This is a genomic window from Lacticaseibacillus zeae subsp. silagei, from assembly GCF_030770335.1.
GTDB lineage: Bacteria > Bacillota > Bacilli > Lactobacillales > Lactobacillaceae > Lacticaseibacillus > Lacticaseibacillus zeae.
Window position 1 is genome coordinate 2622591 of record NZ_CP132484.1, and the last position, 14930, is coordinate 2637520.

Below are 14930 nucleotides of genomic sequence, written 5' to 3' on the forward strand. Positions count from 1 at the left end.
CATTTTTACCCCTGCCGCCTCACGAGTCGTATCAGTGGCCTCCCACCCAATTCTATATTAGAATGGTTACAAAGAAGGGTAGGGAAAAGTATGAATGCTTTTGAATTACACCACATGACTTTTGCGCCGACAAAAACGGCTATCCTGAATGATATCAATCTAGACATTCCTTGGGGGATTGATCTTACCATTGCCGGGCACTCCGGGTCGGGTAAAAGTACCTTGCTGCGCCTGCTTGCCACGTTACTGACGCCGACAAGCGGCACGATTTTGTATAATGGCAAGCCTCAGTCTGATTACGATCCAATTCTGTATCGACGGGAAGTATCTTATTGCGCCCAGCAACCTGCCTTGTTTGGCGCCACCGTTGCCGACGATCTGCGTTTTCCGTTTGCGATTCGTAACACCGAGATGCCACGTGAACAGGCTGAAGCCGCCCTGGAAAGCGTCGATCTGGCTAAAACCATGCTTGACGCACCGACGCAAAACCTGTCCGGCGGTGAACGTCAGCGCGTTGCCTTATTGCGCCATCTGTTCTTTCCGCCTAAAGTTCTGCTGCTGGATGAAGTCACGACCGGATTGGATCCGGACACAAAAGCCGTGATTCACGACCTGTTGGACCGCCAAAACAAAAAGGGGATCACCCTCGTTAGCGTGACCCATGACGAAGGCGAACTGCACATGGCAAAGAACCTCATGACGCTGGTAGACGGCCAATTTGAGGAGGTGCCGACCGCATGAATAGTCAGTTAATTGTATCACCTCTGGCACTGCTACTGGCGCTTATCCTGGTGGTCATTGCGTTAACGATCAACTTAAAAGAAGAGTTGGGGATGACCAAAGACTTAATCGTTGGTGTCGTGCGCGCCGTCATCCAGCTAACCGTTGTCGGCTTTGTTTTGACCTATATTATTAAAGTCAACACGGTTTGGTTAACGTTAGCTATGGTTGCCATCATTATTTTCAACGCCGCGTGGAACGCCAAAAAGCGTGCAGGCACTATTCCCGAGGCCTTTGTCACCAGCTTGCTCGCCGTCACCACCGCAACCGGGCTCACGCTGATCATGCTAGTCTCCGTCCGCGCCATCCGCTTCATTCCCGCCCAGATCGTGCCGATTAGCGGCATGATTGCCAGTAATGTCATGGTGGCAACCGGCTTGGCATATCGCAGTCTGAACACCGAATTCACGGATTTGCGCCCGCAAGTCCTTGAACGCCTGGCTTTAGGCGCCACCCTCAAACAGGCCAGTCAAAAGCTCATCGTCAATGCGATCAAAACCGGAATGGCGCCTACCATCGACTCGGCAAAAACAGTCGGACTCGTCAGCTTACCCGGCATGATGTCCGGTCTGATCTTTGCCGGCATTGATCCAACAAAAGCCATCATGTACCAGATCATGGTCACCTTCATGTTACTGGGTGCCACAAGCCTCGGCAGCTTCATTGCCGTTTATCGCAGTTATTCGCGCTTTTATAATGAGCAAAAGCAGTTACGATAGTCATCAGCTAGTTCGCGTAGAATCAGCGTAAAAAGTTGCTGTAGAAGTAAAGTCAAATTACTTCTGCAGCAACTTTTTTAATTCCAAAATGCTGAGCTCTCAGTAAGGATTTTCCATCTTGTTATCCGGCAAGTACGGACCGTATTCGACTTGAATGGTCGTGTGCGCGATGTCAAAGCTCTCCCGCAACGACAGGCTCAAGGCGTCCAGAAAGGCGTCGTTGCCTTCCGGTGTCGTCCGAACCACATGGACCGTCAGCGCCACATCGGTTGTGCTAAGTGCCCAGATGTGCAGGTCGTGACACGAAGCAACGGTCGGGTACGCATCGACCAGTGTCTTGACGGCAATCGGATCGATTTCCTTGGGAACAGCCGCCATGGCCAGGTTGACCGCATCCCGCAACAGGTTCCAAGTGCCAATCAACACCACAATGGCAACCAGAATCGACATGACCGGATCAAGCCATTCCCAGCCTGTCAGCATAATCAAACCCCCGGCTAACACAACACCTAGCGAAACGCCGGCATCAGCTGCCATGTGCATGAACGCACCGCGAATATTCAAATCGTGCTGCGAGCCACTGTGGAAAAGTCCTGCGGTTGCGCCGTTGACCAAAATCCCCACACCGGCAACCAGCATCATCCAGCCGCCTTCAACCGGTGCATTTTGCGACAGCCGGGTAATCGCTTCGACAATGATCGCGCCCATTGCGACTAACAAAAAGGCGGCATTTGCCAAAGCGGCCAGAATCGATGAACTTTTGTAACCGTATGTACGCTGTACCGTCGGATGGCGATTCGACAGCCACTCGGCAAACCACGCCAACCCTAAGCCTAAAACATCGCTCATATTGTGAATCGCATCCGCGACCAACGCAACCGAGCCGATCCCGATCCCAAAAGCAATTTCAGCAATAATATAAATCAGATTAAGCAGAATGCCCCAAAAAAACGCCTTGTTTGGCTGAACCTGTTCCATATCGTCAATGCCTCATTTCTTCATCCATCATGGTTTAGTGATCCCTAAAAATCAACCCCTAAGCCCACGACCATTTGCGGGCAGACAAAACGGCCGCAACAAATAAACCTCGCGGCAGAAGCCTTTCATGCTGTTGTAAACGCGCATCGCCCGCGAATGCTTCTGGCAAAGGCCAAACACGGTCGGGCCGCTGCCGGACATCTGGGCAATCTCGGCACCATACTTCTCTAACCGATGTTTAAGCGCCGTCATCTCGGGGTACCGACTAGCCGTAATCTTCTCCAGAGTATTCCCCATACCGCTGATCATTTGATTAAAATCATGATTCTGAATCCCAGCCACAACACGCTGCGTGTCCGGATGTTCAAGTCCGGCTTGATAGTCAATGGCATTGAGGATAGTTGGGGTTGACACTGATACGCGTGGCTTGGCTAACACGACCCAAAAGTTGGGCAGACTTCCCAATGGCGTCACAACATCCCCGCGTCCCGTAACCAGCGACGTCTCTGAATAAACACAGTACGGGACATCGCTATCGACGCTCAACCCGATACGTGCCAATTGCGAACGACTATAGCCTAACTCCCAAAGTGAATTCAGACCGCGCAACACAGCTGCCGCATCACTCGATCCGCCACCCAGTCCAGCCGCAACCGGAATATGTTTTTCGATATGAATCCGCGCACCTTGGCGGATATTGGCATGACGTTGTAACGCCAGTGCCGCTTTATACGCCAGATTGCGCGGATCCTCCGGTAAAAAGCCGCTGTCCGTAGAAACCTTGATCGTGCGGCTCGGCTGAATCGTCACATAATCAGCCAAGTCGACTGATGTCATCACCATCTGCCACTCATGTTCGCCGTCAGCATGGCGATACAAGGCATCCAAACTGAGATTAATCTTGGCGGGTGCTTTTTCGATTAGTTCCATGCTAACCACCAGTCTTTGGTGATGCATACCTTTATAGCTACCAAAGTCTAGCTACAAGCGCCGTTGCATGCATCCACCGTATAGTTATTTTTAGTATACTGTTTTGCGTTGTGATTTTCATTGCCAGATTGTAAAAACGCCGTTAGAAGTTAACACCAAACAAAAGGCCGCGATGCAGTTTGCATCGCGGCCTCCCGAAATAAACGATTTAATCGTCGGTTACTATCTGAAATTATGACGCTTTCTCTTCGCCTTCGAAAGTGATCTTGATTGACTTGGTCAAAAGATCTGCGTAACTGTAAGAGACACGCTCGAACGCATTCTCACTTTGGTCAAGATCGACCACAAAAATAGCCGGATAGGTTTCCTTCAAGGTCCCCCGCCGCCGCGTCACTTTTTTGCGTCCAGCTTGTGCAACGACCGTTAAGTTCTCACCGATTTTCCCATCGAGCTTCCGTTTGATGCTTGCTAGTGTGATTGGCATGCACTTCACCTCTTAAGTATCATTCTATCACGAAAGCAAGAAATTTGCAATTATACCACGCACTCTTATTAATCGCAAGCAATAATAGACGCTAGCAAATGCGGCGCGTCAGGCGTCAGCGCGCACGCCGAGCCCTTCTCCTCGCAACACCGTATCCAGCCGTGCAAAGTCGACAATTTCCAACTGTTCGGCCCGCGTTTCCGGCGCAATATTTGCAGCTGCCAGCGCTGTGCGAATCGCCGGCTTGTTTTCCTTGCCAAATAAGGCAACAAGGTTGTTCCAAAGCGTTTTCCGGCGGGACGCAAAGGCGCCGCGTACCAAGCGCTCGAAACTGTCCGGGTTCGTGACGGCTGCCAATGGCTCGGATCGTTGGGTCAACGTCACAATCGCCGAATCGACGTTAGGGGCCGGGACAAAGGCATGACGGCTGACCGTGAACGCCGTCGCCACATCTGCCACCAGCTGCACGGCAATGCTCAAGCTGCCGTAATCTTTTGACCCTGGCGTCGCACTCAGCCGCGCTGCTACTTCTTTTTGCATCATCACGGTCATGCTGTGCAGCGGCAACCGTGCCCGCAGCAGGTGCAGTAAAATAGGTGTCGTGATGTAATACGGTAAATTGGCAACCACCTTCAGGGTATGCTTCCCGTCAAAATGTTCAGCCACCAATGCGCTCAAATCAGTTTTCAAAACATCTTCATTCACCACGGCGGTATTAGGATAATCGGCCAGCGTTTCGGCCAAAATCGGCAGCAGGCGCTCGTCAATTTCCAACGCCACCACCTGATGGGCGCTGTCGGCAAGAAACTGGGTCAAGGCGCCGATCCCTGGGCCGATCTCGATCACATCATCCTGTGGCGACAAATCGGCGGCCGCGACAATCTTTTGCAAAATATGCGGATCGGTCAGAAAGTTCTGGCCTAAGCCTTTGCGCATGCGAAACCCGTGGCGCTTTAAAATGGCATTGGTCACTGCTGGTTGTGCGACTTTTTCATGCATGGTCATCCTGGCCTCCATTCACTTGATCCAGCGCAGCAAAAAAGGCAGCCCGACTGATACGAAACTCCGTCAAGCGGCGTAATAGCTGTTTGCCATTTGTATAGCCGATGTGCAACAACTCGCCCAACTGCTCACGACGGTGCCGCGAACCTGCGCCACCGATCAAATGCGCGGCTAGTAAGTCATGCTGGCTGATGACTTGCGGTGCATCCGGTACTTCGGTAAATAAATGCTGAAGCGCTGCCCGCAATGCTGCCGGCGTTGCATGTTCGATGCCCAGCGACCCTTTATGTGCCGGGATGCCTTCCGCCCGCGGCAGGAAAGCATGGGTCACGCCGGGAACGGCCCGGGAAATCGTTTTGCGAATCTTCTCACCCGGAAAATCCGGATCGGTAAGGACAATCACCCCGCGTTTAGCCTGAGCCTGCCGAATGCGCACCAAAGTGGCGTCATCAATCGCACTCCCGCGGGTTTCAATGGTATCAATATCGCCAAAAGTTTCCTTTAATCTTTTCGTATCATCGCGGCCTTCTACGACCACAATTTGTTTAATGGTTGTCATGCGTCTTCCTTTAATCTGAAAATTCGGTGGGCATTGTCCCAAGTCTGTTGGGCAATCACATCTGGGGTGGTGCCACGTAATTTTGCCAAAGCTTCAACCACATACCGCGTGTAGCCCGGTTGATTCTGCCGGCCGCGGTACGGTGTCGGCGTCAAGTATGGCGCATCGGTTTCTACCAATAAGCGGTCACTGGGAATGATTTTGGCACTGGCATGCTCTTCCGGCGCGTTCTTGAAGCTGACAATGCCGGAGTAAGAAATATACAATCCCAAGTCCAAAAAGCGGTGCGCCCATTCCGCGTCACCGGTGAAGCTATGCATGATCGCGCCAAATTGGTCGACATGCGCTGTTTTCAAAATCGCATAAGTATCTTCAAACGCATCGCGGCTATGAATCGACACCGGCATGTGCAGGGAACGAGCCAATTCTAGCTGACGGCGAAACACGCGGCGTTGAATCTCGCGCGGGGAGGTGTCCCAGTGATAATCTAGTCCGATTTCCCCTAACGCCACCACTTTAGGATCCGCCAACTGCTTTAGCAGCAGCGCTTCTTTCGCCTCATCGTAATCTTGACTCGACTCGGGATGCCAACCGACAATGGCGTATAAATTGGGATACTCATGGGCTAACTTCAAAGCGCCGGCATTTAACGCTGTGTCGGAGCCGACAATCTCCATCTTTTTCACGCCTAGCTGCCGCGCCGCTTCAATATAGTCGGCTTCCTTGCCGCGATATGGCGTGTCATTTAAGTGGGTATGTGAATCAAAAATATCCATGCAATCACTGCTTTCTTTCTGCTTCTGCCATTAATGGCGGCAACAAACGGATCACCTGACTCGGCTTCTTAGCGGCAAACAAGTGTTGCAACTGTGCCACCGGTGACTGGGTCAACGCGCGAATCAACTGGGCGATGCGCATTGGCTGCTCCTTAGCGACGGGATTCATCAACATAAAGGCCCACTCAACCGGCAGTATGCGGCTAACGTCTGCCAGATCTTTAAACGCAATAGGAATTTCAAAATGAGCCACGACCAATCGCTCTTGCTGCACTAAATCGCCTTCCAGATGCGGAATCGCAATGTTAGGCAGCCGATCGGCAATCTGATTCAGCTGCATGCCGGATGGAAACGTCTGCTCCCGGGCGATCAGCGCCGCTTTGCCTGCTGGCAGCATCACCTTTTGGGCCACGAGCTCGTGACTGATGACATTAAAAAAATCTTCTTGCGTCGGCGTGTTTAAAAAATAAACCAACGGGGTTGTGCTAAATTCAGCCAAGCCTTTCACCTATCTTTTCATAAACTCGATATGGTTAGAGTATAGCACGCCGCTTGCCGCACCTCATGATCGGTTCCACTTTTGGTTAAAGTTTCTATTATTCACCCATTTTCTTGGAGTTTCATGAAAATCCTCGGCGAAAAATGTTTATTGTTGTCATTTTGTTCTATACTGAGTTTGTACTGAACATTTAAGGATTACCTAGGAGGTATTTTTACATGTCTGTTAAACTTACTGCTGGTCAGTTAGCACATTTGAAGCAATTGTCCAATGATGACAATGTGATTTCCGCTTTGGCCATCGACCAACGCGGTTCCCTGAAGAAGATGCTTGCGGCCGCTGCCAACAAGCCGGCTGACGAAACCACCATCGTTGATTTCAAAAAGGCTGTTTCTGAAGAATTAACCAAGTATGCCAGTGCCATTCTGCTCGATCCAGAATATGGCTTACCGGCTGCCAAGGTGCGCGATCCTAAGTCTGGTCTGTTACTTTCTTATGAAAAGACCGGCTACGATGCCACCGAACCTGGCCGCTTCCCTGATTTGATCGACAACCAGAGTGCACTGCGCATCAAGAACGAAGGCGGCGACGCGGTTAAGTTCTTGCTGTACATTGATCCAGACGAACCTGACAGCATCAACGATCGCAAGTACGCCTTTGTTGAACGTGTCGGTGCCGAAGCTAAAGCCAACGACCTGCCGTTGTTCCTTGAATTGGTTTCTTACGATGGTAAGACCAACGAAACCGGAACCGCTGCATGGGCTAAGGCTAAGCCGGAAAAAGTTATCAAGATCACCAAGGAATTCAGCAAGCCGCAATACAACGTTTCCGTTTTGAAGCTTGAAGTTCCGGTTGACCAGAAGTTTGTTGAAGGCTATACCGACGAAGGTGTGACCCCGGTTTACAGCAAAGAAGAAGCTGCTAAGTACTACAAGGCACAATCCGATGCAACGGATCTGCCATTCATCTTCTTGTCTGCCGGTGTTTCCAACGAATTGTTCCTTGAAGAACTCAAATTTGCCAAGGAAGCAGGTTCAACCTTTAACGGTGTCCTTTGCGGCCGGGCAACCTGGAAGCCAGGTGTTAAGCCATTTGCTGCTGAAGGCGAAGCTGCCGGCAAGAAGTGGCTGGAAACCGATGGCAAAGCTAACATTGATCGTTTGAACAAGGTTTTGGCTGAAACTGCCACTCCTTGGACGGACAAGGTTGAAGGTTAGTTCTGATAAATAAGTAAGCGAGAAGGCTGGCCGCATTGAGGTCAGCCTTTTTCATTGCAAAAGAACGATCACATTTACGAAAATTTTCACTAACCATTGCAGCCCATTGACACAGTGGTAGACTGATAATGAATGCGGTTTCTTATACTAGGAGGTAATATGGTTTGATCACAATTGAAAATAATCAATTCAAAGCAGGCATTGCCGAGCGCGGTGCCGAGTTGCAGTCATTAGTCAACAAAAGTGACAATTACGAATACATCTGGAATGGTGACAAAACTTTTTGGAATCGCCATGCCCCGATTCTTTTCCCCGCAATTGGCAAATCAAATGAGGATCAGTATCGGCTGGGCGCAAAAACATTCCCGATGAGCCAACATGGCTTTGCCCGGGATTACGATTTTGACGTCAGCGATCAAAGTGATTCAGCAGTGACCTTTACGCAACATCAAAACGCCGAGACGTTGAAAAAGTTTCCGTTTAAATATACGTTAACGGTGACTTACATGTTGACCAAAGACGGGCTCAGTATTCATTACACCGTGACCAATGACGACAAGGATTCAATGCCGTTCGCACTTGGCTTCCATCCGGCCTTCAATGTGGCGTTGAAGGCCGATGGCAGCTTTGATGATTATGATCTCACGGTTGAACCGCTGAATAGTCCCTTGCAGCGGTTCGGCATCGGCCCAGTGCCGTTCCGAAATGGCGACGTCGAGGATATCCCCGGCGCAGAAGGCAATAAGTTGCCATTGACGCACGAGTTGCTAGATGGCGGCTTGGTCATTCTGGCCAACAGCGAAATCATGAAAGCAACCTTAGCATCTCCGCACCATGATCACAGCGTCACGCTTGATATCAACGACTTCCCTTACCTCACCATCTGGAGCCCTGAACATAAAAAGGCACCGTTCATCGCCGTTGAGCCATTTGACGGTCTGCCTGACCAAGCCGGCGAACCATCCGACTGGTACACCAAGCTTGGCAACACCACGCTGTCGGCAGGTGCCAATAAGCAGCTGGCGTTGAAGATTGCTTTAAAGTAAACATCTATTTTTAGCGTTCGAGTTATCATGCTTGTTGAATGCTTTTGATTCACTGAGCTCTAACCGATACCCCAGCTTTAGGCGATTAGTTCCATGTCGTGCCAAACTCCGCAATCTCCGGCCAGAGCAAGGGCTGGCGACCGCGAAGCTAGAGTGGTGGGCACGACTTTAAGCCTCAGCAAAACCGGCTGAGTCTTAAAGCTCGGCCTTGTACTACGCCGGGAAGATCGCCCGGCTAGTACAATCTCACCACTGAGCCCCTCTGGCCTACGATTGCTCCGCTTTGGCACTCATATCTTAAAATTTCTGACGAATTGCCCATGAAGAGACAAAGGGCGAACGAAATTCTGATAACGGAATTTTGTTCGCCCTTTTCTTATGGATGTGGATCGTGACCGAACTTCTTTCAAGTTTCACACTTTCCGCTATTTCCACCACCGCTGTCGAAATTTAGCCAAATGCACCAGAACATTAGCACAGTTGCGGTAAAATAAAAGCATACTGGCGAAAGGGATGATTCCAGATGCACATTGCACTTATTGATGATCAAGCGGCGACCCGCAAAGCAACCGTTAAATTGATTCAACAATTGGCTCAGCCATCGCAGCCGTTGCAAGTGGCGGCTTATGCAAGTGCGGAACAGTTTCTTTTCGCCGAACAGACGCCGGATCTTCTTTTGCTGGACATCAAGCTTGGCTCGGGGATGGACGGCATGACGCTTGCCAAAAGAATCCGCCAACACGATCCCGACACCGCCATCGCTTTTGTCAGTAACTATGACGAGTTCGTTTTTGACGGCTATGATGTCAACGCCATTGACTACATCATCAAACCGCTCACCAAAGAGAAGCTGCAGCATCTGATCGACAAAACTGCGGCTCGGACACAGCCTAAATTGCTGCCGCTGCAAACGTCCACCGGTCTCACCCGGGTGCCGCTTTACGACATTAGCGCTATCGAAGTGACCGACCATCGGCTGCAGGTCCATACCCAAAAAACGACGTACACCGTGAGCGGCCAGTTAAAAGACTTATTGCCCCAGTTGGACGACAACTTTATTCAAATCTACCGGTCCATCGTCATCAACCTTAACTTTTTATCCCAGCTCGATCACCACACCGTTGTGATGGCCGATGGGACGTCTTATCCGGTTTCCCGACAACAGGCGCCGGTGGTTAAGCAAGCCTTTTTCAAACATTTCCGGGGGCTGACAGATGACAGTGAATGATTGGATCGGCCTCGTCGCGTTTCTGTTACTGACAGTGAGCTGTTGCTGGCAGCTATGGTGGATCTTTCGCCGCCAGCAAAATTGGCCAGTCCGCTGGTTGAATCTCGCTATCGTCGCCGTTGCACTCGGCAGCTGGTGGCTTTGGCCGCAGCCAATCGTGCGCATCTTGCTTTTCGTCGGCACGGTTCTGGCAGGTAGCTTAGAGTTTGTCTTGATTCGCCAGTTTCTAAGTGATCAGGACGCGGTGTTTGCGCGCAGTCTGGATAAAATGATGGCTCAGTACTCACAGGAAGTGCAGGAGCTGTACGCTAACATGCGCGGCTGGCGGCACGATTATCATGACCACCTACAGGCACTAAAAGCTTATCTAGACAATCAAGACACGACCGGTGCGCGTCAATATTTGAATGAACTGGAAGATAAATTGGACGCCGTCGATCCGCTCGTCCACTCCGGCAATGCCATGCTCGATGCCATTGTCAACGCGAAACTCACACTAGCAGAACGCCTGCAGATCCCGGTTAATGAAAAAGTGATCGTAGGTAACACGCCGCTTATCAAAGACGTGGACTTGGTGGTGATTTTAGGCAACTTGCTGGATAATGCCATTGAAGCCATCAGTGAACAACCAGCTGATGAAAAGCGCCAGCTACGACTTTATATCGGCATTGTGAAGCAACAGTTTTACATTTCCGTCACCAATACCCGGCCGGCTGACCAAGTCATTGACTATCAATACGCCTCCACCAAAAGCGATAAACGCGGCCTCGGGATTCGGCGGGTGAATAAGCTCGTCGCCAAGTACGACGGGATGATCAACCGCCAATATGAGGATGAAGTATTCGTCACCGAAATTGCGATTCCCATTCACGCAGTCAAACCGACCACTCACGCATAATTTGCGTCAGCGCGTCGGTTTTTTGGTAGGTTAAGATCAACGAGGTGAGTGGGATGAAAAAATATAGTTTATGGAACAATCTCCGCTGGTACATCAAGTATCTGCGTAAAGACAAACCTTCCTTAGCCTGGACAGCAAGCGGCCTAGCCATTGATAAGGCCGCAGCCGCTTTGCTAGGCGTTTTTACGCCGGCACTGTTGGTCGGGGCCATTACCGGACACGCGACATTAGGCCAATTTGCTTGGGTGGCAACATTAACCGGACTGGGGCTCGCGCTGACCAGTGAAGTTAATTATCTGTTGCTAACTCATGACAACGTTGCCAGCTCCATATTACGTGGCGCTATCGAAATGGATTTTCACCAAAAGCAATGGGATCTTGACTACGATCAGATCAGTAGCGGCGAACTCCAGGGCCTTGCCCACACCGCATTCGAAAAAGGGCTGAGCAACACATATGCCGGCGCCGAAGCTATCTATCTGTATGGCCGTGGAACACTAGTAGACCTCACAACGCTGATCGTGTTCCTAGCGACACTATCATTTGCCGTTCCGTGGGTCTTTGCACTGGTCTTAGTCAGTGCCGCCATCAGTTACGCCGGCATGAGTTGGTACCGCCATTGGTATCTACAAAACAACGTCAAATGGAACAAGTTAGGCCGTCAGCAAGATTACATCACCCGCAATGCCTATGCCTTGGAAAATGGTAAAGACATTCGCATGTTCGGCATGGCGAACTGGTACCATCGCCACCTTGATCGCTTAATTCAGTTACAAGATGCCTGGCAGCGCCGTAACTCGCTGCGCCGGTTTCTCGGAGAGCAAATCGGTCAACTTGCCGGCTTGTTACGTGACGCCATTGTTTACGGCACCTTGATTGTGGCAGTCATGCGCGGCAGTCTTTCCATCACTCAGTTCACCTTAATGTTCGGGATGACCAATAGTTTCGTCATCTTATTGGATCAACTTTTGGACGACTTCGGCAAGCTGCAAAATGCCAGCATCGACTTGCAGGAAGTTCGCGAGTTTATGAATCTTCAACCGCAAACGCCAACCCGCACACTCACGGAAACGGAGCAGAAGCAGTTAGCAAAACGCCCTGTCACCATCACGTTTTCGCACGTCACCTATCAATATCCAGGAGCTAAAAGTGCCAGTCTTAAAGACGTCAGCTTCACACTAAAGGCTGGACAGAAATTGGCGATCGTCGGCATTAACGGCGCCGGCAAATCAACGCTCGCCCGCCTCATGATGGGCCTATTGCATCCAACCAGCGGCACCATCACCATCAACGGGCTAAATGCCAATCTTTTACCACTAGCAGAACGTTTTGCCTTATTTGCCCCCGTCTTTCAGGAAACCATTATCCTGGCCCAGAGTTTAGCCAACAACGTTGCGATGACCGAACATCCGGATCTAAACCGGGTCACAACTGCATTAGCCGAGGCTTGCTTGGGAACCTTCGTCAAAACGCTACCGCAAACAACTGCCACGCCCATGACCCGTTATACCAGAGATGACGGCGTTGAATTATCCGGTGGTCAGGCACAAAAGCTCATGTTGGCAAGGGCACTGTATAAAGACGCACCCGTTTTGATTTTGGACGAACCAACCGCCGCACTGGATGCGATTGCCGAAAATGAGATTTACCAAGACTATGCGCAGCTGGCGGCTGGTAAAACGTCACTGTTCATCTCCCATCGACTAGCCTCGACCCGCTTTTGTGACAGCATCTTGTTTATGGATCATGGGCAGGTACTCGAATCCGGAACTCATGAACAGCTCATGGCCAAAGGCGGCCGTTATGCCCAAATGTATCAAATCCAAAGTAAGTATTATCAACCGGACGCAAAGGAGGTCATTGCTGATGGCAACTTCTAAAAGTTCAGAAAAAGCCATGCCAAAACAAACCGTTCATCGGGCCTTGCGGGTGGTTCACGTGATTCAAAGTCTCGATCCACTTGCGATTCCGGTCGAATTTCTCCGCGCGTTGACGACTGTCGGCATCCCTTACCTAAACATCGCCTTCCTCGGCTTGGTGCTTAATCAGTTACAGCAACATGCAACGCTCCCGCAAATGGTGCTCCTTGTCGGTCTGTTTCTAGCCATTCGTTACCTGCTTCAACTGTCGAGTCAATGGTTTGCTAAATTAGCCGAAGATCATGAAAGCGGCGTAAACAGGCGGCTCACCCGCGCAACAACCGAGAAATTGTTGACGGTGAGTTATACCACCCTTCAGGATCCCGATATGCGTAAACAGTATGCCGGTGCTCAAGCCGGGCAAACTTTTAATGGCGGTATGACATCGCTCATGAAAGACGGCATGCAGGATTTCTTTTCGCTAATCATTGCGATTGGCTTCGGTGTTGCCACTTTGATCAGTCTGGCACGGGCAACTAACCACGCAACAACCTGGCTGAACGACTTTCGCTATCCACTATTGATTTTGGCGCTACTAATCTTCCCAATTGTCGTTGGCAGCTGGAGTATTCACCACAGTAATCAGATTCAACAAGAACTGATCAGAAAAATCATCCCAAGCAATCGCCGATTTACGTACTTTTACCACTTCACAGAAAATATGGATAATCATGAAATGATTCGCCTTTATCAAGCAAGCCACTTAGTCATGAACAATGAACGCAATGACAACAACGAATTCTTTGGACAACTTAGCCAAGGTTATTGGCAAATGGCCAAGTTCGGTCACTGGCCAAACCTAGCCATAGCGCTGTCGGTCATTGGCTTGTACATCCTGGTTGGCGCTAAAGCGTTAATGGGCATTATCGCCATTGGCAGCGTGATGATCGCCGTCGGGTACTTTCAGCAACTGATGACCGCCGCCTATCAATTTCTGCAGCAAGTCGGCATGTACGTCAACATGGTCGATTACCTGCAATTTTACGCTGATTTTCTCGCCTTGCCGGATCACGATAAATCCGGAACACTTCCGGTTGAAAAGCGCAACGACAACGAATTTGCCATTCAATTTCACGATGTCAGTTTCAAGTATCCCGGCAGCGACCAGTGGGCCTTGCGTCACGTCAACCTAACGCTGAACATCGGCGAACGACTCGCGTTGGTCGGCCGCAACGGCAGCGGCAAGACGACGTTAATCAAACTACTGGTGCGCCTGTTTAAGCCCACTGAAGGCACCATCACGTTAAACGACATTGACATCCAGAAATACGACGAAGACGAATACCGCAGTCTGTTAGGCGTCGTTTTCCAGGACTTCCGCCTTTTTGCTTACAGCATCGCGGAAAATGTGGCCGCCACGACCGATCCAGATCGGGCACGCGTTTGGGAAGCCTTGAAGGTTGCGGATGTCGCCGATCGCGTCAAGCGGATGCCGAAAACTATCGATACGCCGATCACCACAGCCTTAAGCGATGATGGTGTGACCGTTTCCGGTGGCGAAGCGCAGAAAATCGCCATCGCCCGCGCTTGGTACAAAGATGCGCCAATCATGATTCTGGATGAGCCCACGGCAGCGCTTGACCCGATTTCCGAATATGAAATCTACCAGCGCTTTGACGAACTCATCGAAGGCAAAACCGCCATCTATGTCTCACACCGGATGAGCTCCACCCGCTTCTCACAACGCATCGTGGTCCTTGATCACGGTCAAATCGTCCAAGACGGCACCCACGCCAGCCTCATGGCGCATCCGGGCATTTACCGGGACCTATTCAACGCCCAGGCGCAATATTACACGGAAGACCGCATCAAAGCGGCTCGGAAGAAGGTTGCCGCTACTACGACGGCAGTGGCGGATTAGCAAAGCATGCAAAAAGGACACCGGCAAAAAATTG

At 50.7% G+C, this 14930-nt stretch carries 15 protein-coding genes; 8 read left to right on the top strand and 7 right to left on the bottom strand.

Features of this window, described 5'->3' with window-relative positions:
• The first annotated feature begins 90 nt into the window (after positions 1-90).
• A complete protein-coding gene (locus LACZS1_RS12185) occupies positions 91-741 on the top strand; it encodes an ABC transporter ATP-binding protein (RefSeq protein ID WP_010490962.1) in 651 nt (216 codons plus the stop codon).
• Positions 738-1499 (top strand): ABC transporter permease, encoded by a 762-nt coding sequence (locus tag LACZS1_RS12190; protein WP_070651498.1) that lies wholly within the window; start codon positions 738-740, stop codon positions 1497-1499. The genes LACZS1_RS12185 and LACZS1_RS12190 overlap by 4 nt, the downstream gene beginning before the upstream one ends.
• A 99-nt stretch (positions 1500-1598) precedes the next feature.
• Here the strand turns inward: LACZS1_RS12190 and LACZS1_RS12195 are convergent, their stop codons facing one another.
• The 7 genes from LACZS1_RS12195 to LACZS1_RS12225 all read right to left on the bottom strand — a co-directional run bounded on the left by LACZS1_RS12195 (position 1599) and on the right by LACZS1_RS12225 (position 6727).
• On the bottom strand, positions 1599-2477 hold the full coding sequence (locus LACZS1_RS12195; protein WP_070651496.1) for a cation diffusion facilitator family transporter: 879 nt from the start codon (positions 2475-2477) through the stop codon (positions 1599-1601).
• A 51-nt stretch (positions 2478-2528) separates the two neighbouring features.
• Positions 2529-3407, bottom strand: coding sequence for a 4-(cytidine 5'-diphospho)-2-C-methyl-D-erythritol kinase (gene ispE / locus LACZS1_RS12200; RefSeq protein ID WP_047107122.1), 879 nt, complete (start codon positions 3405-3407; stop codon positions 2529-2531).
• A gap of 232 nt (positions 3408-3639) precedes the next feature.
• Positions 3640-3891 carry a Veg family protein gene (locus LACZS1_RS12205; RefSeq protein WP_010490958.1) on the bottom strand — a complete coding sequence of 84 codons (252 nt, stop codon included), beginning with the start codon at positions 3889-3891 and terminating at the stop codon, positions 3640-3642.
• A gap of 108 nt (positions 3892-3999) precedes the next feature.
• Complete coding sequence (rsmA, locus tag LACZS1_RS12210) at positions 4000-4896, bottom strand: 16S rRNA (adenine(1518)-N(6)/adenine(1519)-N(6))-dimethyltransferase RsmA (RefSeq protein WP_070651494.1); 897 nt, start codon at positions 4894-4896, stop codon at positions 4000-4002.
• The gene (gene rnmV, locus LACZS1_RS12215) at positions 4883-5452 is read right to left on the bottom strand and encodes a ribonuclease M5 (RefSeq protein WP_070651492.1); all 570 of its coding nucleotides are present in this window, start codon (positions 5450-5452) and stop codon (positions 4883-4885) included. Before rnmV ends, rsmA begins: the two co-directional genes overlap by 14 nt.
• The gene (locus LACZS1_RS12220) at positions 5449-6228 is read right to left on the bottom strand and encodes a TatD family hydrolase (protein WP_306402868.1); all 780 of its coding nucleotides are present in this window, start codon (positions 6226-6228) and stop codon (positions 5449-5451) included. The genes rnmV and LACZS1_RS12220 overlap by 4 nt, the downstream gene beginning before the upstream one ends.
• Positions 6229-6232: 4 nt before the next feature.
• The gene (locus LACZS1_RS12225) at positions 6233-6727 is read right to left on the bottom strand and encodes a PTS sugar transporter subunit IIA (protein WP_070651539.1); all 495 of its coding nucleotides are present in this window, start codon (positions 6725-6727) and stop codon (positions 6233-6235) included.
• A gap of 218 nt (positions 6728-6945) precedes the next feature.
• Between LACZS1_RS12225 and LACZS1_RS12230 the strand changes: the two genes are divergently transcribed.
• The 6 genes from LACZS1_RS12230 (at position 6946) to LACZS1_RS12255 (ending at position 14896) form a co-directional block, all read left to right on the top strand.
• The gene (locus LACZS1_RS12230; RefSeq protein ID WP_047107117.1) at positions 6946-7944 is read left to right on the top strand and encodes a tagatose 1,6-diphosphate aldolase; all 999 of its coding nucleotides are present in this window, start codon (positions 6946-6948) and stop codon (positions 7942-7944) included.
• Positions 7945-8108: 164 nt separating this feature from the next.
• Positions 8109-8990, top strand: coding sequence for an aldose 1-epimerase family protein (locus LACZS1_RS12235; RefSeq protein ID WP_070651488.1), 882 nt, complete (start codon positions 8109-8111; stop codon positions 8988-8990).
• Positions 8991-9513: 523 nt separating this feature from the next.
• Positions 9514-10218: a LytR/AlgR family response regulator transcription factor gene (locus tag LACZS1_RS12240; RefSeq protein ID WP_070651486.1), complete on the top strand. Its 705-nt coding sequence runs from the start codon at positions 9514-9516 to the stop codon at positions 10216-10218.
• Positions 10205-11116, top strand: coding sequence for a sensor histidine kinase (locus LACZS1_RS12245; protein WP_070651485.1), 912 nt, complete (start codon positions 10205-10207; stop codon positions 11114-11116). The genes LACZS1_RS12240 and LACZS1_RS12245 overlap by 14 nt, the downstream gene beginning before the upstream one ends.
• Before the next feature lie 53 nt (positions 11117-11169).
• Positions 11170-12996 carry an ABC transporter ATP-binding protein gene (locus tag LACZS1_RS12250; RefSeq protein WP_070651483.1) on the top strand — a complete coding sequence of 609 codons (1827 nt, stop codon included), beginning with the start codon at positions 11170-11172 and terminating at the stop codon, positions 12994-12996.
• On the top strand, positions 12983-14896 hold the full coding sequence (locus LACZS1_RS12255; RefSeq protein WP_070651481.1) for an ABC transporter ATP-binding protein: 1914 nt from the start codon (positions 12983-12985) through the stop codon (positions 14894-14896). Before LACZS1_RS12250 ends, LACZS1_RS12255 begins: the two co-directional genes overlap by 14 nt.
• The last annotated feature ends 34 nt before the right edge of the window (positions 14897-14930 follow it).

Excerpts from the sequence above, each read along its gene's own strand:
- LACZS1_RS12185 (WP_010490962.1), top strand. The coding sequence starts at position 91 with ATGAATGCTTTTGAATTACACCACATGACTTTTGCGCCGACAAAAACG.
- LACZS1_RS12190 (WP_070651498.1), top strand. The coding sequence starts at position 738 with ATGAATAGTCAGTTAATTGTATCACCTCTGGCACTGCTACTGGCGCTT.
- LACZS1_RS12195 (WP_070651496.1), bottom strand. The coding sequence starts at position 2,477 with ATGGAACAGGTTCAGCCAAACAAGGCGTTTTTTTGGGGCATTCTGCTT.
- ispE (WP_047107122.1), bottom strand. The coding sequence starts at position 3,407 with ATGGAACTAATCGAAAAAGCACCCGCCAAGATTAATCTCAGTTTGGAT.
- LACZS1_RS12205 (WP_010490958.1), bottom strand. The coding sequence starts at position 3,891 with ATGCCAATCACACTAGCAAGCATCAAACGGAAGCTCGATGGGAAAATC.
- rsmA (WP_070651494.1), bottom strand. The coding sequence starts at position 4,896 with ATGACCATGCATGAAAAAGTCGCACAACCAGCAGTGACCAATGCCATT.
- rnmV (WP_070651492.1), bottom strand. The coding sequence starts at position 5,452 with ATGACAACCATTAAACAAATTGTGGTCGTAGAAGGCCGCGATGATACG.
- LACZS1_RS12220 (WP_306402868.1), bottom strand. The coding sequence starts at position 6,228 with ATGGATATTTTTGATTCACATACCCACTTAAATGACACGCCATATCGC.
- LACZS1_RS12230 (WP_047107117.1), top strand. The coding sequence starts at position 6,946 with ATGTCTGTTAAACTTACTGCTGGTCAGTTAGCACATTTGAAGCAATTG.
- LACZS1_RS12240 (WP_070651486.1), top strand. The coding sequence starts at position 9,514 with ATGCACATTGCACTTATTGATGATCAAGCGGCGACCCGCAAAGCAACC.
- LACZS1_RS12245 (WP_070651485.1), top strand. The coding sequence starts at position 10,205 with ATGACAGTGAATGATTGGATCGGCCTCGTCGCGTTTCTGTTACTGACA.
- LACZS1_RS12250 (WP_070651483.1), top strand. The coding sequence starts at position 11,170 with ATGAAAAAATATAGTTTATGGAACAATCTCCGCTGGTACATCAAGTAT.
- LACZS1_RS12255 (WP_070651481.1), top strand. The coding sequence starts at position 12,983 with ATGGCAACTTCTAAAAGTTCAGAAAAAGCCATGCCAAAACAAACCGTT.